The sequence below is a fragment of the Pseudomonas sp. HN2 genome, from assembly GCF_020736465.1.
Classification (GTDB): Bacteria; Pseudomonadota; Gammaproteobacteria; order Pseudomonadales; family Pseudomonadaceae; genus Aquipseudomonas; species Aquipseudomonas moraviensis_A.
This window is the reverse complement of record NZ_CP085885.1, coordinates 5,610,152-5,629,861: the sequence shown is the minus strand read 5'-3', so window position 1 is coordinate 5,629,861 and position 19,710 is coordinate 5,610,152. Positions and strand designations below refer to the sequence as shown.

Genomic DNA, 19,710 nt, shown 5'->3' with positions numbered 1-19,710 from the left:
AACCTAAGACTTTTGCTTCGGTGTATCCGCCACCTGCGGCACTTGCGGTAACTCTTTTCCTTTGGGCCAGAGCATCCAGATCTGCCCTTGCTGCTTCATGTCCCCGGCCAGTTGCCCGGCCGCATCGCCAGTGCCCCAGAACAGATCCGCACGCACCTCACCAGCAATCGCGCCGCCGGTATCCTGCGCCGCGACCGGGCGCACCAGCGGTGTGCCATCCGGTTTGGTGGTGGACAGCCATAACAGACTGCCCAACGGAATCACCTTGCGATCCACCGCCGCGCTGTAGCCGGCGGTCAGCGGCACGTTCAGCGAGCCGCGCGGGCCTTCGTTGCTGTCCGGGTTGCGGGTGAAGAACACGTAGCTCGGGTTGCTGGCCAGCAGTTCCGGAATGCGCGTCGGGTTGGCCTTGGCCCAATTGCTGATCGCGCTCATGGTCACCTCTTCTTTCTTCAGCTCGCCTTGCTCGACCAGCCAGCGACCGATCGGCCGGTACGGGTGGCCGTTCTGATCGGCGTAGGCAATGCGCAACTGTTTGCCGTCTTCGGTCTGAATCCGGCCCGACCCCTGAATCTGCAGAAATTGCAGGTTCATCGGATCCGTCAGGTAGGCGACTACCGGAGCTTTAACGCCTTTGGATTCGATGGTTGCTGCGTCATCGTAAGGCTTGAGCACGCGACCTTCGAGGCGGCCGCGCAGGCGCTTGCCTTTCAATTCCGGATAGATGCTGTCGAGCGAGACAATGATCATGTCTTCTGGCACGCCATACACCGGCACGTTGGCCGTTGCGGTTGGGGTCAGGCTGCCGGGGTACACAGGTTCGTAGTAGCCAGTGATCAGGCCGTTGGGGTTGTCGTGCTCGGCGCGCAGGCCGTAGACATCGAGGTTCTGCTTGAGGAATGCGCGAATTGCATCAGCACTTTGCGGCACATTCGCCGCTGCAGCGCAGGTCGGGCCCCAGACTGCGTCGGCTTTGAGTCGTGTGCAGGCGCTGCGCCACGAGCCGAAACCGGCGACCAGATCGCTGTCGGAGACTGCTGGCAAGGCTTCCCAGGTTGCGCTGGAATAGGTGGCCAGCGCGTGGGTTTTCGGTTCGGCGTTGTCACCGCCGGTGCAGCCGGCGAGGGCGGCCAGGATTGGCAGGGTGACGAGAAGCGGGTGACGCCAGGCCGTGAAGCGGCTGTTCATGGAGTGATTCCTGTGCCGGTTGGCCGAGTGCTCCATGCGCTCGAACAACCCGTATTTTTAATAGGGCTATTGGTGTTTGGCGGTGAGCCGACGATACTGGCCGCCGATTTCCGCGACCTGAAGCCACCATGACTCTGAAACGAATTGCTGTTGTATTGCTGGCCTGCCTGAGCTTGTCCGCCTGTGGCGGCGTCGACCCGAATTCGCCGCTGGGCCAGCGCAAGGCCATCTTCAAACAGATGCTCAAGACCAGCGAAGACCTCGGCGGCATGTTGCGTGGGCGCATTGCGTTCGACGGGCCGAAATTTGCCGAGGGTGCGGTCAGACTCGATGAGTTGTCCCACGAGCCCTGGAAGCATTTTCCGCAGGTGCGCGAAGAAGATCACACCAGCGCCAAGGACGATGTCTGGCAGAAACAGGCACGTTTCCAGGAGCTGGCCCGCGCTCTTGAAGCGGCTACCGGCGAACTGGTAGCCGCCAGCCAGGTTCAGCCCTACAAGGCCAGCAATCTCGGGCCGGCAGTGCAGAAAGTCGAGGATGCCTGCAGTGCTTGCCATAAAGAGTTTCGGGATCATTGATTCCTGAACCTGCTGAGTACCTTGTGGCAAGCTCCCTCGCCACAGGGAATCGGCAGATTACTTGTCGATCTCGTCCAGCGCTTCCTGCAGTTCCTTGCGCGATTCGGCGAGCTTCTCCTTGCGCTTGTTGATCTTCTCCGGATCGCCTTTTTTCATGGCCTTGTCGAGGTCTGCCTGACGCTGGCTGACTTCATGCTTGGCCTCAAGCACCTTGTTCTCACGCTCTTTCTTCAGGCCGGCGTCGGTGCAGTGTTCGGTCACTTCGCGCAGTGCGGTTTCCAGACCTGCCTGCTGCTCCATGTTGCCGCGGGATTTGGCCTGTTCGATCTGATTGATGATGCCCTGCTTCTTGGCAGCGCAGCCGGTCAGGCCCGGGCCGTCTTCTTCGGCCATGACCGGGGCGGCCATGACGCCGCAAAGAGTAAGCAGGGCGAGCGGTGCGAGAAATTTCATAAAAGCTCCATGTGCAAAGGCAATCGGGGTAGGAGGGCACTGCGCTGTTGGAGCGTCTGGCCGGCCATTGGGTTCCCGCCTGGCGGGGATTGCATGTTCAGAAGCCGTCGATTCCGGCGGCTTTCAAGGTGTCGCTCAAAGCCATTACCTGCGGGTCGCGAAAGAATGCGCTCAGTTGCGCCGCGCGACCCGGGCCGATGCCGGCTTCTGCCTGCCATTGTTCAGTGTCGCGTTGTGCCAGGGCCTGCCACGAATCAGCCAGTTGTGCCTTTCCGGCCGGCGGCATGCCCAGGGCTTTCAACCAATGAGCGAACGGCTGGTGCCGCGCGCCCCGAAAACTTTCGATCAGACGTGCGCTGCTGCGCTCGCCGAGGCCGGCAATGTTAGCAAGCTCTGAGGCATCGAGGGTCAGCCAATCCAGCAGGTGTTTCAGACGGCCTGTTTCCAAAAGTTTCTCCCAGGTGCCACGCCCGACATGTTGCATGGCCAGGCCCTGCTTGCCGCTCAGCCAGGTCAGACGCGCGAGAAACTGGCTTTCACAGCCGGGCGTCGGTTGCCAGCAGCTCAGGGCGTGGTAGTCGCTGGCGTTGGGGATGTCGATGTCTGGCCGTTCGCTGGTACGTAACACGACACTGTCCAGGCGTGGAATGGTCAGCCCGGCCAGACTGAGAGCCACCTGGTCGCCGGGGCGAATGTCGAGGGTTTGCCAGCGCTTGAGCGAGCTGACGCTGACCTGTTTGATCTCGCGGTCATCGAGTCTCACCGGCAGCAGTTCCAGCACTGGGGTGATGCGCCCGGTGCGGCCGATCTTGAAATTCACCTTGCGCACTTCCGCCAATGCCTGGGCGAATGGGTATTTCCAGGCCACCGCCCAGTAAGGTGCCTTGGCCTGCCAGCGTTCGGCGGGTGGCCGTTGACTCTGGCGCAGCACTACGCCATCGCTGGCAAAGGGCAGCGGCGAGCGATACCAGTGCTCGCGCCATTTTTGCGCGTCTTCGAATCGGGTGATCGGCTGTGTGTATGGCTCGGTTGTGGCGAACCCCAATGCCTGAAGTCCGGACAATCTCTCTGGCAGCCGCACAGGGCCTTGCGGCCAGTCCCAAACGAACAGCCCGATCCCGGCGGCCTGTTCGGCATCGAGGGATTTGCGTCCCATAAGGCCGGCCACTGTGGCGCGGGCGTTGACGCTGCCGGATCGCGCTTGCACGTGCGCCTGCAGCCGCCAGTAGAGTTCGCCCTGCACCAGCAGATCCCGTGGCTGGTTCAGGCGTTGCGGAATGGCAGCGATTCTACGCGCGGAAATTGTCCAGTCCTGACCGCTGACACCGTCACCTCGGCTGATGGCCTGCTGCAATATCCCCTGACGGTAGATCAGCGTGACGGCCACTCCATCGACCTTGGGCTGCACCCAGACGCTCTGGCGATCGCGCAGCCAGTTGGCGACGTCTGCAGCTTTGTGCAGCTTGTCCAGGCCGGTGTGGGTGATGGGATGAGTGACCGTGCCGGCCGCTGTGCGCAACGGCTGCGGTGATGCGGGTTGGTTGAAGCAGGCTTGCCATTCATTCAGCCGCAGCAGGGACTGGTCATAGAGTTCGTCGGTGATCAATGAACGGCCTTCGCGGTGATAGGCGTCGTCCCATTGGTCGATCCGGTTTTGCAGGGTAGTGATTTCGCGTTGGGCTTGGGGTAAGGGCCAGTCGGGGCAGTTGGCTTGGCTGACGAGGATGATGAGTGCCAGCAGGAAGGCCAGCAACAGGCGCAGTGTGAAAAGCATCGTTGAGCGTCCTTGCTCGGGGGTGATGCTTGAAGGGTAGGTGAGGATCTGAAGATCGTTGCGCGGTTTTTTTGCGAACTGTTTCCGGGCTGGAGCGTGGTGGCGTCGGGTAGGGCCCTTTCGCGAGCAGGCTCGCTCCCACAGAGATCTCAAAAATCCGTCAGGCATGAAAAAGCCCCGCACGGCGCGAACCGTGCGGGGCTTTCATGCAGCCAGGGTCTTACAGGCCAGCGGCAGAACGCAGGGCGTCGGCGCGGTCGGTTTTTTCCCAGGTGAACGTGGTGAAGCTGTCTTCGCCAACGGTCTTGGTCTGCGGAGCACGACCGAAGTGGCCGTAGGCTGCGGTTTCCTGGTACATCGGGTGCAGCAGGTCGAGCATGGTGGTGATCGCATATGGACGCAGGTCGAACACTTCACGCACCAGTTTGATGATCTTGTCATCGCTGATCTTGCCGGTGCCGAAGGTATTCAGCGAGATCGACGTAGGCTGGGCCACACCGATCGCGTAGGACACCTGGATCTCGCAACGCTCGGCCAGGCCGGCCGCAACGATGTTCTTGGCCACGTAACGGCCAGCGTAGGCCGCGGAACGGTCAACCTTCGATGGATCCTTGCCGGAGAACGCGCCGCCGCCGTGACGGGCCATGCCGCCGTAGCTATCGACGATGATCTTGCGACCGGTCAGACCGCAGTCACCTACCGGGCCGCCAATGATGAACTGGCCGGTCGGGTTGATGTGGAACTGGGTGTCCTTGCTCAGCAGTTCGGCAGGCAGCACGTGCTTGACGATCAGCTCCATCACGCCTTCGCGCAGGTCTTTGTACGACACTTCCGGGTTGTGCTGGGTCGACAGGACAACGGCGTCGATGCCGACAACCTTGCCGCCTTCGTAACGGCAGGTCACTTGCGACTTGGCGTCCGGACGCAGCCACGGCAGCAGGCCCGACTTGCGTGCTTCGGCCTGACGCTGCACCAACTGGTGCGAGAAAGTGATCGGCGCTGGCATCAAAACGTCGGTTTCGTTGCTGGCGTAGCCGAACATCAGGCCCTGGTCGCCGGCGCCCTGATCTTCAGGCTTGGCACGGTCAACACCCTGGTTGATGTCGGGGGACTGCTTGCCGATGATGTTCATCACGCCGCAGGTCGCGCCGTCGAAGCCGACTTCGGAGCTGGTGTAGCCGATGTCGCAAATCACGTCACGAACGATCTGCTCCAGGTCGACCCAGGCACTGGTGGTCACTTCACCGGCAACGATGGCCACGCCGGTCTTGACCAGGGTTTCCACGGCCACGCGAGCGTGTTTGTCCTGGGCAATAATGGCGTCCAGCACCGCATCGGAAATCTGGTCGGCGATTTTGTCCGGATGTCCTTCAGACACGGACTCGGAGGTGAAGAGGGAGTATTCGCTCATCTCGATGTTTTCCTGAATTTACCGATGGTGAGTGTCGCCAGCCGGTCGCTGAAAGTGGCGGACCTGGATCTGGAAACCATTACGTAAGCCTACATAGAGGCTTTCCCCGGGAACGAGTCCCGCAGCGGTGGCCCAACGGGCCAGATCGTCCTGTTCAAACCCCAACCAGAGATCACCGCAGGCCTCCCTGGCCCAACTCTGGTTGTGGCTACATAACTCTGTCACGAGCAGGCTACCGCCCGGTTGCAGCAGGTCAGCCATGTGCCTGAGCGCATCGGCCGGGGCGGCGAAATGGTGCAGGACCATGTTCAACACCACGCAATCGGCCATAAGGCTCGTGCCGTTCAATGCATCGGCCAATTGCAGGCTGACGTTAGCCAGCTGTTCACGTTCGCACACCTGACGCGCCAGTTCGAGCATCGCCGGGCTGTTGTCCAGCGCGGTTACGGTGCCGAAGCGACGGGCCAGTTCCGGCAGAAAAGCACCATCGCCGGGGCCGACTTCAATGGCCGTGGCTGCACCATCGAAGTTCAGTTTGTCGAGCAGGGCCAGCACGCTGTCACGGTACTGCGGCAGGCCTGCGATCAAGTCTTGCTGGGCACGGAATTTTTCCGCCACCCGGGCGAAGAAGTCCTGACTGGCAGCGGCACGCTGGCCGTGAACCTGTTCGATGCGCGCTTGCACCTCGTCAGGCAGATCCAGATTGTCGACTTCTTCTAACAGCGCCGCGTGCAGCTTGCCGCCGAGCAAATCGCTGTGGGGCAGGGCGCGACGATAGAAAATCGCATTCCCTTCACGGCGTGTCGCCACCAGATCGGCTTGTGCCAGCACCTTGAGGTGATGGCTCATGCCCGACTGGCCGATGCCGAAAATCTGCGCCAGCTCCAGCACGCCGAACGAATCGTTGGCCAGCGCGCGCAAGACATTCAGCCGCAGCGGATCACCGCCGGCCTTGCACAGGGCCGCCAGCTCGTCGCAATCGTCATGGCGAATGGAAGGCACGCGTAGGTTCATAGGGCTGGCAGTCTAGAGACGGGGGCAAAGCATCGCAAGGTCAATATCAAAAAGTTTTGATATTGCTCGATAAATGGCACTTCTCAGCGGACGGCAGTCTCTACAAACGAATAGCGGAAAGGTTTCACCAAGCGAAACCCGCGCTATCGATTGGAAAAACGCCCGCGGATGACTATCTGTCATTGCCCCGAGGCGCATGGGTGAGGGAAAATGCCCTCCTTTTTTCCGTTTCAGTCTATTCACACCCAGGAGATCAGCGATGCCTAGCCGTCGTGAGCGTGCCAACGCCATTCGTGCCCTCAGCATGGATGCCGTGCAAAAAGCCAACAGCGGCCATCCCGGTGCCCCTATGGGTATGGCAGATATTGCCGAAGTGCTGTGGCGCGACTACCTCAAGCACAACCCGAGCAACCCGTCTTTCGCCGACCGTGACCGCTTCGTGCTGTCCAACGGCCACGGCTCGATGTTGATCTACTCGCTGCTGCACCTGACCGGTTACGACCTGTCGATCGACGACCTCAAGCAATTCCGTCAACTGCACAGCCGCACTCCAGGCCACCCGGAATTCGGTTACACCCCGGGCGTCGAAACCACCACCGGCCCGCTGGGTCAGGGTCTGGCCAACGCCGTCGGTTTCGCCCTGGCTGAGAAAGTCATGGGCGCGCAGTTCAACCGTCCAGGCCACAACATCGTTGACCACCACACCTACGTGTTCCTCGGTGATGGCTGCATGATGGAAGGCATTTCCCACGAAGTCGCTTCCCTGGCTGGCACGCTGGGCCTGGGCAAGCTGATCGCCTTCTACGATGACAACGGCATCTCCATCGACGGCGAAGTCGAAGGCTGGTTCACCGATGACACGCCGAAGCGTTTCGAAGCCTACAACTGGCAGGTGATCCGCAACGTCGACGGCCACGATCCGGAAGAGATCAAGACCGCCATCGAAACCGCACGCAAGAGCGCGCAGCCAACCCTGATCTGCTGCAAGACCACCATCGGTTTCGGTTCGCCGAACAAGCAGGGCAAGGAAGATTGCCACGGCGCCCCACTGGGTGACGCGGAAATCGCCCTGACCCGTCAGGCGCTGAACTGGAACTACGGCCCGTTCGAAATCCCGGCCGAGATCTATGCCGAGTGGGACGCCAAGGAAGCTGGCCGCGCGGTCGAAGCCGAATGGGATCAGCGTTTCGCCGCCTACTCCGCTGCGTTCCCTACCGAAGCCAACGAGCTGATCCGTCGTCTGAGCGGCGAATTGCCGGCCGACTTCTCGGAGAAAGCCTCGGCCTATATCGCCGAAGTCGCGGCCAAGGGCGAGACCATCGCCAGCCGCAAAGCCAGCCAGAACACCCTCAACGCCTTTGGTCCGCTGCTGCCGGAACTGCTTGGCGGCTCGGCTGACCTCGCCGGTTCCAACCTGACCCTGTGGAAAGGCTGCAAGGGCGTCAACGCTGAAGACGCCAGCGGCAACTACATGTACTACGGCGTGCGCGAATTCGGCATGACCGCGATCATGAACGGCGTCACCCTGCACGGCGGTCTGGTGCCTTACGGCGCGACCTTCCTGATGTTCATGGAATACGCGCGCAACGCCGTACGCATGTCGGCACTGATGAAGAAGCGCGTGATTCACGTCTACACCCACGACTCCATCGGTCTGGGCGAAGACGGCCCGACCCACCAGCCGATCGAGCAACTGACCAGCCTGCGCAGCACGCCGAACCTCGACACCTGGCGTCCAGCCGACGCCGTGGAATCGGCGGTGGCCTGGAAAAACGCTCTGGAGCGCAAGGACGGCCCGTCGGCGCTGATCTTCTCGCGGCAGAACCTGCAGCATCAGGAACGCGACGCTGGCCAGATCGCCAACATCAGCCGTGGTGGTTATGTGCTCAAGGACTGCGCAGGCGAGCCTGAGCTGATCCTGATCGCCACCGGTTCGGAAGTTGGTCTGGCCGTTCAGGCCTTCGACAAACTGACCGAGCAGGGCCGCAAGGTCCGCGTGGTTTCCATGCCTTGCACCAGCGCTTTCGATGCACAGGATGCGGAGTACAAGCAGTCGGTTCTGCCGCTGCAAGTCAGCGCGCGTATCGCCATCGAAGCGGCCCACGCCGACTTCTGGTTCAAGTACGTGGGTCTGGAAGGTCGCGTGATCGGCATGACCACCTACGGTGAGTCGGCGCCGGCTTCGGCATTGTTCGAAGAGTTCGGCTTTACCCTGGAAAACATCCTGGGTCAGGCTGAAGAGCTGCTGGAGGACTAAGCAGTACGAATGCGGTGGCCCTGGCCGCCGCGTTCCCCTGTAGGAGCTGCCGAAGGCTGCGATCTCTTGATCTTGATCTTAAAAACAAGATCAAGAGATCGCAGCCTCGTTTCACTCGTCAGCTCCTACAGGGGTTGTGTTGTTAGCGAATTCTATCGAGAACCCCATGCCTCAACCGCGTCCTTACAAAGTTGCACTCAACGGCTACGGCCGCATTGGTCGTTGCGTCTTGCGGGCGTTGTTCGAGCGCGGCGCGAAGGCCGGGTTTGAAATTGTCGCGATCAACGATCTGGCCGATATGGCCAGCATCGAATACCTGACACGCTTCGACTCCACCCACGGCCGTTTCCCCGGCGAAGTGCGGGTCGAGGGCGATTGTCTGCATATCAATGGCGACTGCGTGAAGGTCCTGCGCAGTGCCACCCCGGAAGGCATCGATTGGGCGTCGCTGGGCGTCGATCTGGTGCTGGAGTGCTCCGGCGCTTACCACACCCGTGCCGACGGTCAGCGTTTTCTCGACGCCGGCGCGCCGCGCGTGCTGTTCTCGCAGCCGATGGCCAGCGAGGCGGATGTCGACGCCACCATCGTCTACGGCGTCAATCAGGACTGCCTGACGGGCGACGAACTGCTGGTGTCCAACGCCTCCTGCACCACCAACTGCGGCGTGCCGCTGCTGCGCCTGCTCGATCAGGCGATCGGTCTGGATTACGTGTCGATCACCACGATCCACTCGGCGATGAACGATCAGCCGGTGATCGACGCCTATCACCATGAAGACCTGCGCCGCACCCGTTCGGCGTTCCAGTCGGTGATCCCGGTGTCCACTGGTCTGGCGCGCGGTATCGAGCGCCTGCTGCCGGAACTTGCCGGACGAATTCAGGCCAAAGCCGTGCGCGTGCCGACAGTCAACGTGTCCTGCCTCGACATCACGATGCAGACCGCCACCGCGACTGACGCCAACGAGGTCAACCGGATCCTGCGCGAAGCCGCCACCAGCGGCCCGCTCAAAGGCCTTCTGGCCTACACCGAGTTGCCGCACGCCAGCTGTGATTTCAACCATGACCCACATTCGGCCATCGTCGATGCCAGTCAGACCCGTGTTTCCGGCCCCAAACTGGTGAACATCCTGGCCTGGTTCGACAACGAGTGGGGTTTTGCCAACCGAATGCTGGACGTTGCAGATCACTATCTGCAAACAGCAACTTCAAAAAAACCGTAGGAAGTGCGACCCATGACCGTGTTGAAGATGTCCGACCTCGATCTGCAAGGTAAGCGTGTATTGATCCGCGAAGACCTCAACGTCCCCGTCAAGGACGGTGTTGTCACCAGCGACGCGCGCATCCTGGCTTCGCTGCCGACCATCAAGCTGGCCCTGGAAAAAGGCGCGGCGGTGATGGTCTGCTCGCACCTGGGCCGTCCTACCGAAGGCGAATTCTCTGCCGAAAACAGCCTGAAACCTGTCGCCGACTACCTGAGCAAGGCGCTCGGCCGCGAAGTGCCGCTGGTGGCTGATTACCTCGGTGGCGTCGAGGTCAAGGCGGGCGACATCGTGCTGTTCGAAAACGTGCGCTTCAACAAGGGCGAGAAAAAGAACGCCGACGACCTGGCCCAGCAATACGCGGCCCTGTGCGACGTGTTCGTGATGGACGCTTTCGGTACCGCTCACCGCGCCGAAGGTTCGACCCATGGTGTAGCCAAGTTTGCCAAAGTCGCTGCCGCTGGCCCGTTGCTGGCCGCTGAGCTGGACGCACTGGGCAAAGCTCTCGGCGCACCGGCCAAGCCAATGGCGGCGATCGTTGCCGGCTCCAAGGTGTCGACCAAACTCGATGTGCTGAACAGCCTGAGCCAGATCTGCGATCAACTGATCGTCGGCGGCGGCATCGCCAACACCTTCCTCGCGGCGGCCGGTCACCCGGTCGGCAAGTCGCTGTACGAACCGGATCTGCTCGACACCGCCCGTGAAATCGCTGCGAAAGTCAGCGTGCCGCTGCCGGTTGACGTTGTGGTCGCCAAGGAATTTGCGGAAAGCGCTGAAGCGACTGTGAAACTGATCGCCGACGTTGCGGCTGACGACATGATTCTCGACATCGGCCCGCAAACCGCGGCCAACTTCGCCGAGCTGCTGAAATCGTCGAAAACCATTCTGTGGAACGGTCCGGTTGGCGTGTTCGAGTTCGATCAGTTCGGCAACGGCACCAAAGTACTGGCCCAGGCCATCGCCGAGAGCTCGGCATTCTCCATTGCTGGCGGTGGCGACACCCTGGCGGCGATCGATAAATATGGCGTGGCTGAACAGATCTCCTACATTTCCACCGGCGGTGGCGCGTTCCTCGAATTCGTCGAGGGCAAGGTGCTGCCAGCCGTTGAAGTCCTGGAAAGCCGGGCCAAGGCCTGAGGCCGCCCGTTTGGCCAGGCAAAGGAGTGTTTTCATGGTCAAGTCGTTAGCGCTGTTGTTGCTGAGCGGTACGCTGGCGGCCTGCGGGAGTACCCCGAAGGCCGACGCGACGCCAGCACCGAGCGAGCCGCAGAAGGGCTGTTATCAGGCCGACTGGCAGGCCGAAACCAACCCGGTGCTGAACAAGCGCTCGGGTCCGGACGGCCTGGACAAATACGAGACGCAAACCCCGGTCAAGGAACATGGTTGTCCTTGACGGGTCTGACTCTTTAACTCAGGGCTGGCGGCAAGCGTCGCCAGTCGAGGAACACGGATGAAAGGCTTGATCGCCGTTGCGGCGTTGGCATTGTTGGGCGGTTGCGCGCAGTTGAACCTGTTTCAGTCGTCCGCCCCGGCAGACAACTGGACGACCTGGACCTGCGACAGCCAGGCCAAGGTGTTGTGGCGTTACGCCGATGCCGGCCAGCAGGAAGTCGACGTGCGCCTCGGCGGCGGTGATCAGGTCTATCGCCTGAAAGAAGAGCCGGGCGCCTCGGGCACGCTGTATAGCGATGGCATGCTGGCGTTTCACGTCAAGGGTGAAGAAGGCCTGGTGTACTGGGTCGCCACCAATGACCTGATAGGCCGTGGATGCAAAGCCGAGTAATTGCAACACCGCAGGCCCATTGTAGGAGTGAGCCTGCTCGCGATAGCGGTATGACAGTCGCTGCAATATTGACTGCAAGATAGCTATCGCGAGCAGGCTCACTCCTACAGGGGATCAGTGTAGTTCTCAGGATTATGCTTTATCGAATCACCAGACCGGGCCTCAACCCCGATCTGCATTAACTTGAATAGCCGCCGCCGCTCCGGCAGGCTGGCACGATCAACGACCCTCAACCGGGAGAGACACACACAATGGCACTTATCAGCATGCGCCAGATGCTGGACCACGCAGCCGAGTTCGGCTACGGCGTTCCAGCTTTCAACGTCAACAACCTTGAGCAGATGCGCGCCATCATGGAAGCCGCTGACAAGACTGACTCCCCGGTGATCGTCCAGGCTTCGGCCGGCGCCCGCAAATACGCCGGCGCGCCATTCCTGCGTCACTTGATCCTGGCCGCGATCGAAGAATTCCCGCACATCCCGGTGTGCATGCACCAGGACCACGGCACCAGCCCTGACGTCTGCCAGCGTTCGATTCAACTGGGCTTCAGCTCGGTAATGATGGACGGCTCGCTGGGCGAAGACGGCAAGACCCCGACCGACTACGACTACAACGTTCGCGTCACCCAACAGACCGTCGCTATGGCCCACGCCTGCGGCGTTTCGGTAGAAGGCGAGCTGGGCTGCCTGGGTTCGCTGGAAACCGGTATGGCCGGTGAAGAAGACGGCATCGGCGCCGAAGGCGTTCTGGATCACAGCCAAATGCTGACTGACCCGGAAGAAGCCGCTGACTTCGTCAAGCGTACCCAGGTCGATGCCCTGGCCATCGCCATCGGCACCAGCCACGGCGCCTACAAGTTCACCAAGCCACCGACCGGTGATGTGCTGGCGATCGATCGCATCAAGGAAATCCACAAGCGCATCCCCAACACTCACCTGGTGATGCACGGTTCGTCCTCCGTGCCACAAGAGTGGCTGGCGATCATCAACCAGTACGGCGGCGACATCAAAGAAACCTACGGCGTACCGGTTGAAGAAATTGTCGAAGGCATCAAGCACGGCGTGCGCAAGGTCAACATCGACACCGACCTGCGTCTGGCATCCACCGGCGCCATGCGTCGCCTGATGGCCACCAACCCGAGCGAATTCGACCCACGTAAATTCTTCGGCGCCACCGTGACTGCAATGCGTGACGTGTGTATTGCTCGTTATGAAGCGTTTGGCACTGCGGGCAATGCTTCGAAGATCAAACCGATCTCGCTGGAAGCGATGTACCAGCGTTATCTGAAGGGTGAGTTGAACGCTAAGGTTAACTAAGCCTGAGCGTTAGACCGCTTTAAAGAAACCCGCCGTGAGGCGGGTTTTTTTGTGGTCGGTTATTCCTTCAGCTCGACATGATCCAGTGCCTGATTCACTGCCAGTTCACCGAGCATGACGACCTGCGCGATCCCCAGCGCGGTTTTGCGATGGGAGTTGTCGAGCATCGCGTCGAAGTTGTTGAGCATGACGCTGGCTGAGCGCAAGGTTTCGCTGGCGTTGGCCAGCAGGGATTCGGTGTTGTATTTCGAGTTGGCGAAATACATGGGCTCGGGTTCATTGTTGCTCGCCGTGATCAGGGCGGCGGGGTTGAGGTAGTGGTCGAGGGCGCGTTCGGCGGCGTCGTTGAGTTTTTTCGAGTCGAGGGATTCGTATGGCGAGGCCGGGTCGGTGACCGGCGGGTGTGGCGTTGATTTAGTCATTTGCTCGAAACCTGATTGGAGTGCCCCCGCTCTGGCTACTAATCAAAGTGGAGGCAACTGTACGCAGGTTAGTAGACCGGGGTTTCGAGCAAGCCGGCGCACCCGAAGGTGCCCTGCGCACAGCTACCATCAAGCGCAGGAATCAAAATTCCCGACTTACAGATGCTTGTGCATCACGCTTGAAACCACGGGCTACTAAACCCGATCACTGGAAATCAGTGACGCGAATCAAGTTCCCGATGGCCCGCCAGGCGCACAAGCCGGCGGATTCAGGCGTACCCGTAGGCAACGACGCAAGCTGTTGTAGGCATCCGGAGGTAACCGCCGACAGATCTAAACAACGCTGTTTTAAAGGTAGGAGCTGCCGAAGGCGGCGATCTTTTGACTTTGATTCCGGCGTTCCCAAGAGGCGCCAAACATCAAGATCAAAAGATCGCAGCCTTCGGCAGCTCCTACAAGGGATTGCGATGTCGAAATGGGTTACTTGTCGTGATCAATATCCAGTTTGGTAAACGTCACCTGCCCACCCTCACTGGTGTACCCGGTGTTGTCCTGCACATAAACCCCAGCCTTGAAGTACAACGGCTTGTCGCGCCAGGTCGCGCTGATCTGTGAATCCCACTGATACCCCGCCGCACTCACGCCCAGCGCACCGCCAGGGCTCAAGTGGATGAGGTAGTTGAATTCGCGATCGAGCTTGACGCCGGTGGCGAGGGTTATGACGCGGCTTTCTTCGTCATCGGGGCGCATGCGCACCTTGATGACCAGGTTGCCCGTCTCGGTCTTTGTCTTGTACTGATACTCAAGTTTGAGCATCGGCTTCTGGCTTTCATAAGCGTGAATCTGACCAATAACGATCTTGCCCGAACTGGGCACCTTGTTCACGGCGAGGGTTGCACGCAGCAGGTTGTCCGCGTCCGGGTAATACCAGTTGCGCAGGGTGCCGTTGCTGAAGGTCTCGCGCAGTTCGGTGCGCGGGTAGACGGCGTTTTCGGTTTTTGACCCGGTAACCGGGGACCAGAAAAACAAGGTTCCGGTGTCGGAATGGAAGTATTGATCCTTGAAGCCTTTCACCAGTTTTTCGGTTTCGACGGTGTACGGCGGGCTGCCAACGGGAACGCTGAGATTCCAGGTTGCGAGATCGATCATGTCGGTTCTTCCACTCGATTCATCCTGAACGCGGGTGCCAGAAGCTCTAGCCCGCGCCTTTTCGGGGCGCCTTTATAAGCGTAGCGGCTATTTTTGTTAATGCCCGTCCGGCAGTTGATTGGCGTCAACATCCTGTCGAAATGCCATCCTGCCCGGTTTTAGGGGGCTGTAGCGGCGACCGTTAGTCGGCTCGATGGAACATTGGCCAAATGATGGCGTGGCGGCTGCTTCTGCTTTGTGGCTTCCGCGACTAGAGTGAAGGCTCAGTACGTCTATGGTTTTGCCGGCAACCGGTCCCGATAAGAGAAGCAGCATGGAATGCGCGCAACCCCAGCCAGGTGAAGGCAACTCGGTCCTTTTGATCGTCGATGATTACCCCGAAAATCTGATCAGCATGCGCGCGTTGTTGCAGCGCCAGGATTGGCATGTGATGACCGCCGCCTCCGGTTTCGAGGCGCTCAATCTTCTGCTCGAACACGACATCGACCTGGTCCTGCTCGATGTGCAGATGCCCGGCATGGACGGTTTTGAGGTCGCACGGCTCATGCGCGGCAGCCAGCGCACGCGGTTGACGCCGATCATTTTCCTTACCGCCAACGAGCAATCCCAAGACGCCGTGATCAAGGGCTATGCCAGCGGCGCGGTGGATTACCTGTTCAAACCGTTCGATCCGCAAATCCTCAAGCCCAAGGTTCAGGCACTGCTTGAACACCAGCGCAATCGCCGTGCCCTGCAACGCCTGAGTCATGATCTGGAAGTGGCGCGCGCCTTCAATGCCTCGGTGCTGGATAACGCCGCCGAAGGCATTCTGGTGTTGAGCGAGGACGGCGTGATTCGCTTTGCCAACCCGGCGATTTCGCGGCTGCTCAACGCGCCGGTCAAGGAGCTTGAGGGCAAGGAGTTTCTCGACTTCCTGCAGAAGCCGCACATTCCGCTGTGGGCCGATTCCGAGTTCTACGCCGGCTACCAGCGCGGCGAAACTCTGCGCCTGCACGATGCGTTGCTGCGCACTGCGCCCGGGCAGCAAGTGCCGGTGGCATTGTCCTGCGCACCGCTGTCCTCGGAGCAGCACGCGATGGTGGTGACCGTGCTGGACATGTCGGTGGTGCGTCACTTGCACCAGCAACTGGAATTCCAGGCAGTGACCGACCCTCTGACCGGCCTGCTCAACCGGCGGGGTTTCTACCAGACCGTGGAAAACCTGCTGTTGCGCGGCGAACGCAGCGACAGTAGCTGGGTGTTGCTCTACCTCGATCTCGACGGCTTCAAGCGGGTCAACGATTCCCTCGGCCATGACGCCGGCGACCGCGTGTTGCGCTGGGTCTCCGAACAGTTGAAGGCGTGCCTGCGGCCGTTCGATATCCTGGCGCGCATGGGCGGCGATGAGTTCACTGCGCTGCTGGATCTGGAATTCCCCGAACAAGCGGCGAAGATTGCCGAGAAGCTCATCGAGCGGGTGTCGGTCTGTCAGCAGATCGAAGGTCTGGATATTGTCCTTGGCGCCAGCATCGGCATCGCCACCTATCCCGACTGTGGCCGCAACCTCGACGGTTTGCTGCGCGCCTCGGACATTGCCATGTACGAAGCCAAGCGGGCCGGGCGTCAGCAATATCGCTTTTATGATCATGAGATGAACGGCCGCGCACGCTCGCGCCTGATGCTGGAAGACAGCGTGCGCGAGGCCATCGAAAACCGCGATTTCAATCTGGTCTATCAGCCGCAGGTAGCGATCGGTAGCGGGCAGACTCGGGGGTTCGAAGCGTTGCTGCGCTGGCAGCATCCGAGCGTCGGCGATGTGCCGCCGGGACTGTTTCTGCCGTTGCTGGAAGAAGCGCGGTTGATCAGCCGCCTCGGCAGCTGGATCTATCACCGTGGCGCCGGCCAGCGCAAAGCCTGGGAAGCACTGTTCGCCGAGGATCTGGTGCTCGGCGTGAGCCTGAGCAACACCCAGTTCGGCTTGCCGAATCTGGTCACCGAGTTGCGTCAGGTCATGGAGCGCCATGGGCTGCAGCCACGGCAACTGGAAGTCGAGGTCACCGAGGAAGCGTTGATGCAAAACCCGGACGAGACGCGCAAGCAACTGCGGCTGCTGCGTCATCTCGGGGTGCGCGTGGCGCTGGATGATTTCGGTTCCGGATCATGCTCGCTGGCGCATCTGCGTGATCTGGAGCTGGACACGCTGAAGCTCGACCGCCACCTCATCGCGCGCCTGCCGGACTCGCCACGTGATGCTGCGCTGGTGCGCATGGTCATCGACCTGTGCAAGCAATACGGCCTGCTGGTGATCGCCGAAGGGGTGGAAACCGTCGAGCAATACCGGTGGCTGCAAGCCCATGGCTGCGAGTACGTGCAAGGTTTCCTGGTGGCGCGACCCTTGGTCGCCGAGGACGCAGTCCGCTTTGCCGAGCCGTTCGACTGGAGCGCGCTGGCCGGTTGAATTCGCTACACTGGCGCACCTTTTTCCGAGCCGTGCTGCCCGTCCATGACTGTCTTGAAGTACCTCCAGGCCTATCCCGAGCGTTTGCAGGATCAGGTGCGCCAACTGATCGCCGAAGGGCGGCTGGGTGATTACCTGCATCAGCGCTACTCGGGACGCCATGACGTGCAGAGCGACAAGGCGTTGTACAGCTACGCGCTGGATCTCAAGCAGCAGTACATGCGCAACGCGCCGGCCATCGACAAGGTGCTGTTCGACAATCGCCTCGACCTGACCCACCGCGCCCTCGGTCTGCACACCACGGTCTCGCGGGTGCAGGGCGGCAAGCTCAGGGCCAACAAGGAAATCCGCATCGCCTCGCTGTTCAAGGACGCCGCGCCGGACTTTCTGAAGATGATCGTGGTGCACGAGCTGGCGCACTTCAAGGAATCGGACCACAACAAGGCGTTCTATAAACTGTGCGAGCACATGCTGCCGGGGTATCACCAGATCGAATTCGATCTGCGCGTGTACCTGACGTGGCGGGATATGCAATAAAAATCAAAAGTTCGCAGCCTCCGGCAGCTCCTACAGTTGGAATGCGATCTTTTGCAGGCTGGCGAAGGCTGCGATCTTCTAACGTTGGGAGTGTTTGGATGGACGTCAGCAAGACCAAAAGCAGTTTCTACCGCCGTCTCTACGTGGCCTATCTGATCGACAGCGGTCTGGCGCCCAGCGTGCCGGCGCTGACCGAAGTCACCGGCATGCCCCGGCGCACGGCGCAGGACACCATCGCCGCGCTGGCCGATCTGGATATCATCTGTGAATTCGAGCAGGAAGAGGGCGCGCGCAACCATGCCGGACGCTATCGGATTCGCGAGTGGGGGGCGATTGATCGCGGGTGGATCGAACGCAATTTGCGGCAGATCAAGGCTGTTCTTGAGTATCCCTGAAAAAGCCCCTCACCCCAGCCCTCTCCCAGAGGGAGAGGGAGCCGATCGGGGGAAATTGTAGAATTTCACCGACGTGAGCGAATGCTGTTGAATCCATAATCGACACTGTTTTTCAAGTCGCCGCATGGCCCAAGACACCAAGGTCAGTCCCCTCTCCCTCTGGGAGAGGGTTAGGGTGAGGGGCTGTTCAGGCGCGACGCATCCCGATGTGAGGAATGCCATCCTCCAGATATTCCTCACCCGCCACTTCAAACCCGTATTTGCCGTAATACCCTTGCAAATGCGCCTGTGCCGACAGATAGATCGGCACCTGCGGCCAGTGCTTCCCGGCCTGTTTCAGCGCCTGTTCCATCATCGCGTGGCCCAGCCCTTTGCCGCGACCGGCAGGGGCGGTGATCACCCGGCCAATCACCACGTGACCACCCTGGGATTCCGGATCGAGCAGGCGCAGGTAAGCCATCAACTGATCGTCCTCCCAACCCATCAGATGGTAGGTATCGCCTTCCAGATCCTGGCCGTCGAGATCCGGGTAGGCGCATTTCTGTTCGACCACGAACACGTCCGAGCGCAGTTTCAATAGCGCGTACAACTGCTCTTTGCCCAGATCGCTGTGATGTTTGCAGATCCACTCGATTGTCATCTTTCGATTCCTTGAATACGTCGCCCGATACTAAGCGCAGCGGCGCCGTATGTCTGTATGGCGCAACAGTCTGTGATAAAGGTCAAAATGCCATTATTCCTTTCTCGCGGCGCCTGCGACTTTGTGTAATCTGCTCAAGAGCACTGCGCACTGGCTCCCATGAGCTAATGTTCAATGCTTGGGTTTTGCCGGTAAGGGGCCTTGGATTTTGACGTGAAACCACGTCGGGCGGATGCCCGCTGAGGATGTTCAAGCATGCTGCGATTGCTTCAAGCCGTTGCTTTGATCGGACTGCTGTTGCTCGGCCAGGATGCTGCAGCGCAAAAGCTGCGGCTGGTGTTCGATAACTGGCCGCCGTTTACCGATGATGCGCTGATCAACGGTGGCCTGGCCACTGACATTGTCAGCACCGCACTGGCGCGCGCCGGTTATGCCAGCGGTTACGAGCAAGTGCCGTGGGCGCGGGCGTTGCTGGGGATTGGCGAAGGGCGTTACGACGTGCTGGTCAACGCCTGGTACAACGACGAGCGCACGCAGATCGGCCAGTTTTCCGGCGAGTACCTGATCAACCGCATTCGCTTCCTCAAGCGCAAGGATGCGCCCATCGACTACAGCAACCTCGAGCAACTGCACACCTACCCGATTGCGGTGGTGCGCGGGTATGCCTATTCCGCACCGTTCGATGCCGACACGGCGATGCAGAAAGTCCCTGTGCACAATTTCGCCATGGGCGTGCGCATGCTCTCGGCCGATCGGGTCAAGCTGACGCTGGAAGACGAATACGTCGCGAAGTATTACCTGGCGCGGGAATCGGCCAAGGTGCGCAATTCGGTGGAGTTTTTACCCAAGCCGCTGAGTGAGAACAGCCTGCACATATTGGTCACCCTGAAGAATCCGCAGCATGAACAGATTGTCGCCGGGTTTGATCGGGCGATTGCAGCGATGAAGGCTGACGGGACTTACGAGAAGTTATTGCGGCGGCATGGAATGTGAGGGCTGAGCTGGAATTTATTGTGGGGCTGATGGCCCTATCGCGAGCAGGCTCACTCCTACAGTTGGAATGCGTTCCCCTGTAGGAGTGAGCCTGCTCGCGAAGGC

The 19,710-nt window shown here is 60.5% G+C and carries 19 protein-coding genes; 11 read left to right on the top strand and 8 right to left on the bottom strand.

All coding sequences use genetic code 11. From position 1 onward, the window contains the following. Positions 1 to 3: 3 nt before the first annotated feature. On the bottom strand, positions 4 to 1,188 hold the full coding sequence (locus LIS66_RS25020) for a murein transglycosylase A (RefSeq protein ID WP_042606599.1): 1,185 nt from the start codon (positions 1,186 to 1,188) through the stop codon (positions 4 to 6). Between the two features lie 128 nt (positions 1,189 to 1,316). Between LIS66_RS25020 and LIS66_RS25015 the strand changes: the two genes are divergently transcribed. Next, the gene (locus LIS66_RS25015) at positions 1,317 to 1,766 is read left to right on the top strand and encodes a c-type cytochrome (protein ID WP_083353743.1); all 450 of its coding nucleotides are present in this window, start codon (positions 1,317 to 1,319) and stop codon (positions 1,764 to 1,766) included. Positions 1,767 to 1,823: 57 nt separating this feature from the next. Here LIS66_RS25015 and LIS66_RS25010 read toward each other — a convergent pair whose 3' ends face one another. The 4 genes from LIS66_RS25010 to LIS66_RS24995 all read right to left on the bottom strand — a co-directional run bounded on the left by LIS66_RS25010 (position 1,824) and on the right by LIS66_RS24995 (position 6,418). Further along, positions 1,824 to 2,219, bottom strand: a complete 396-nt coding sequence (locus tag LIS66_RS25010; RefSeq protein ID WP_065616490.1) for a DUF1090 domain-containing protein — start codon at positions 2,217 to 2,219, stop codon at positions 1,824 to 1,826. A gap of 97 nt (positions 2,220 to 2,316) precedes the next feature. Continuing rightward, on the bottom strand, positions 2,317 to 3,993 hold the full coding sequence (gene ligB / locus LIS66_RS25005; RefSeq protein ID WP_227973232.1) for an NAD-dependent DNA ligase LigB: 1,677 nt from the start codon (positions 3,991 to 3,993) through the stop codon (positions 2,317 to 2,319). 220 nt (positions 3,994 to 4,213) lie between these two features. Continuing rightward, positions 4,214 to 5,404, bottom strand: coding sequence for a methionine adenosyltransferase (gene metK / locus LIS66_RS25000; protein WP_024014624.1), 1,191 nt, complete (start codon positions 5,402 to 5,404; stop codon positions 4,214 to 4,216). Between the two features lie 18 nt (positions 5,405 to 5,422). Then, on the bottom strand, positions 5,423 to 6,418 hold the full coding sequence (locus LIS66_RS24995; RefSeq protein WP_042606603.1) for an ArsR/SmtB family transcription factor: 996 nt from the start codon (positions 6,416 to 6,418) through the stop codon (positions 5,423 to 5,425). 259 nt (positions 6,419 to 6,677) lie between these two features. On the opposite strand from LIS66_RS24995, the gene tkt reads away from it, so the two are divergent. From tkt to fba, 6 genes are all read left to right on the top strand, one after another. Beyond that, on the top strand, positions 6,678 to 8,675 hold the full coding sequence (tkt, locus tag LIS66_RS24990) for a transketolase (protein ID WP_083353740.1): 1,998 nt from the start codon (positions 6,678 to 6,680) through the stop codon (positions 8,673 to 8,675). Between the two features lie 166 nt (positions 8,676 to 8,841). Then, positions 8,842 to 9,894, top strand: a complete 1,053-nt coding sequence (gene epd / locus LIS66_RS24985) for an erythrose-4-phosphate dehydrogenase (protein ID WP_042606605.1) — start codon at positions 8,842 to 8,844, stop codon at positions 9,892 to 9,894. 12 nt (positions 9,895 to 9,906) lie between these two features. Continuing rightward, positions 9,907 to 11,070 carry a phosphoglycerate kinase gene (locus tag LIS66_RS24980; protein ID WP_016772785.1) on the top strand — a complete coding sequence of 388 codons (1,164 nt, stop codon included), beginning with the start codon at positions 9,907 to 9,909 and terminating at the stop codon, positions 11,068 to 11,070. Between the two features lie 34 nt (positions 11,071 to 11,104). After that, a complete protein-coding gene (locus LIS66_RS24975) occupies positions 11,105 to 11,326 on the top strand; it encodes a hypothetical protein (RefSeq protein ID WP_042606606.1) in 222 nt (73 codons plus the stop codon). Positions 11,327 to 11,383: 57 nt separating this feature from the next. Continuing rightward, positions 11,384 to 11,716, top strand: a complete 333-nt coding sequence (locus LIS66_RS24970) for an MliC family protein (protein WP_042606607.1) — start codon at positions 11,384 to 11,386, stop codon at positions 11,714 to 11,716. A 251-nt stretch (positions 11,717 to 11,967) separates the two neighbouring features. Continuing rightward, entirely contained in the window at positions 11,968 to 13,032 is a 1,065-nt protein-coding gene (fba, locus tag LIS66_RS24965; RefSeq protein WP_008081027.1) for a class II fructose-bisphosphate aldolase, read from the top strand. A 59-nt stretch (positions 13,033 to 13,091) separates the two neighbouring features. On the opposite strand, the gene LIS66_RS24960 is transcribed toward fba, so the two are convergent. Beyond that, on the bottom strand, positions 13,092 to 13,454 hold the full coding sequence (locus LIS66_RS24960) for a DUF6124 family protein (protein ID WP_227973231.1): 363 nt from the start codon (positions 13,452 to 13,454) through the stop codon (positions 13,092 to 13,094). Positions 13,455 to 13,934: 480 nt separating this feature from the next. Continuing rightward, positions 13,935 to 14,603 carry a polysaccharide lyase family 7 protein gene (locus LIS66_RS24955; protein WP_042606610.1) on the bottom strand — a complete coding sequence of 223 codons (669 nt, stop codon included), beginning with the start codon at positions 14,601 to 14,603 and terminating at the stop codon, positions 13,935 to 13,937. Positions 14,604 to 14,916: 313 nt separating this feature from the next. Here LIS66_RS24955 and LIS66_RS24950 point away from each other — a divergent pair, with 313 nt between their 5' ends. The 3 genes from LIS66_RS24950 (at position 14,917) to LIS66_RS24940 (ending at position 17,972) form a co-directional block, all read left to right on the top strand. Beyond that, positions 14,917 to 17,040: a putative bifunctional diguanylate cyclase/phosphodiesterase gene (locus tag LIS66_RS24950; RefSeq protein ID WP_123417838.1), complete on the top strand. Its 2,124-nt coding sequence runs from the start codon at positions 14,917 to 14,919 to the stop codon at positions 17,038 to 17,040. A gap of 45 nt (positions 17,041 to 17,085) precedes the next feature. Next, positions 17,086 to 17,577 (top strand): M48 family metallopeptidase, encoded by a 492-nt coding sequence (locus tag LIS66_RS24945; protein ID WP_227973230.1) that lies wholly within the window; start codon positions 17,086 to 17,088, stop codon positions 17,575 to 17,577. Positions 17,578 to 17,675: 98 nt separating this feature from the next. Then, entirely contained in the window at positions 17,676 to 17,972 is a 297-nt protein-coding gene (locus LIS66_RS24940; protein ID WP_027610630.1) for a winged helix-turn-helix domain-containing protein, read from the top strand. A 187-nt stretch (positions 17,973 to 18,159) separates the two neighbouring features. Here LIS66_RS24940 and LIS66_RS24935 read toward each other — a convergent pair whose 3' ends face one another. Next, the gene (locus tag LIS66_RS24935) at positions 18,160 to 18,612 is read right to left on the bottom strand and encodes a GNAT family N-acetyltransferase (protein ID WP_227973229.1); all 453 of its coding nucleotides are present in this window, start codon (positions 18,610 to 18,612) and stop codon (positions 18,160 to 18,162) included. Between the two features lie 255 nt (positions 18,613 to 18,867). Between LIS66_RS24935 and LIS66_RS24930 the strand changes: the two genes are divergently transcribed. Then, positions 18,868 to 19,605: a substrate-binding periplasmic protein gene (locus LIS66_RS24930; RefSeq protein WP_227973228.1), complete on the top strand. Its 738-nt coding sequence runs from the start codon at positions 18,868 to 18,870 to the stop codon at positions 19,603 to 19,605. Positions 19,606 to 19,710 lie beyond the last annotated feature (105 nt).

Bases quoted from the DNA above. Each gene is read 5' to 3' on its own strand.
- LIS66_RS25020 (WP_042606599.1), bottom strand. From the start codon at position 1,188: ATGAACAGCCGCTTCACGGCCTGGCGTCACCCGCTTCTCGTCACCCTG.
- LIS66_RS25015 (WP_083353743.1), top strand. From the start codon at position 1,317: ATGACTCTGAAACGAATTGCTGTTGTATTGCTGGCCTGCCTGAGCTTG.
- LIS66_RS25010 (WP_065616490.1), bottom strand. From the start codon at position 2,219: ATGAAATTTCTCGCACCGCTCGCCCTGCTTACTCTTTGCGGCGTCATG.
- ligB (WP_227973232.1), bottom strand. From the start codon at position 3,993: ATGCTTTTCACACTGCGCCTGTTGCTGGCCTTCCTGCTGGCACTCATC.
- metK (WP_024014624.1), bottom strand. From the start codon at position 5,404: ATGAGCGAATACTCCCTCTTCACCTCCGAGTCCGTGTCTGAAGGACAT.
- LIS66_RS24995 (WP_042606603.1), bottom strand. From the start codon at position 6,418: ATGAACCTACGCGTGCCTTCCATTCGCCATGACGATTGCGACGAGCTG.
- tkt (WP_083353740.1), top strand. From the start codon at position 6,678: ATGCCTAGCCGTCGTGAGCGTGCCAACGCCATTCGTGCCCTCAGCATG.
- epd (WP_042606605.1), top strand. From the start codon at position 8,842: ATGCCTCAACCGCGTCCTTACAAAGTTGCACTCAACGGCTACGGCCGC.
- LIS66_RS24980 (WP_016772785.1), top strand. From the start codon at position 9,907: ATGACCGTGTTGAAGATGTCCGACCTCGATCTGCAAGGTAAGCGTGTA.
- LIS66_RS24975 (WP_042606606.1), top strand. From the start codon at position 11,105: ATGGTCAAGTCGTTAGCGCTGTTGTTGCTGAGCGGTACGCTGGCGGCC.
- LIS66_RS24970 (WP_042606607.1), top strand. From the start codon at position 11,384: ATGAAAGGCTTGATCGCCGTTGCGGCGTTGGCATTGTTGGGCGGTTGC.
- fba (WP_008081027.1), top strand. From the start codon at position 11,968: ATGGCACTTATCAGCATGCGCCAGATGCTGGACCACGCAGCCGAGTTC.
- LIS66_RS24960 (WP_227973231.1), bottom strand. From the start codon at position 13,454: ATGACTAAATCAACGCCACACCCGCCGGTCACCGACCCGGCCTCGCCA.
- LIS66_RS24955 (WP_042606610.1), bottom strand. From the start codon at position 14,603: ATGATCGATCTCGCAACCTGGAATCTCAGCGTTCCCGTTGGCAGCCCG.
- LIS66_RS24950 (WP_123417838.1), top strand. From the start codon at position 14,917: ATGGAATGCGCGCAACCCCAGCCAGGTGAAGGCAACTCGGTCCTTTTG.
- LIS66_RS24945 (WP_227973230.1), top strand. From the start codon at position 17,086: ATGACTGTCTTGAAGTACCTCCAGGCCTATCCCGAGCGTTTGCAGGAT.
- LIS66_RS24940 (WP_027610630.1), top strand. From the start codon at position 17,676: ATGGACGTCAGCAAGACCAAAAGCAGTTTCTACCGCCGTCTCTACGTG.
- LIS66_RS24935 (WP_227973229.1), bottom strand. From the start codon at position 18,612: ATGACAATCGAGTGGATCTGCAAACATCACAGCGATCTGGGCAAAGAG.
- LIS66_RS24930 (WP_227973228.1), top strand. From the start codon at position 18,868: ATGCTGCGATTGCTTCAAGCCGTTGCTTTGATCGGACTGCTGTTGCTC.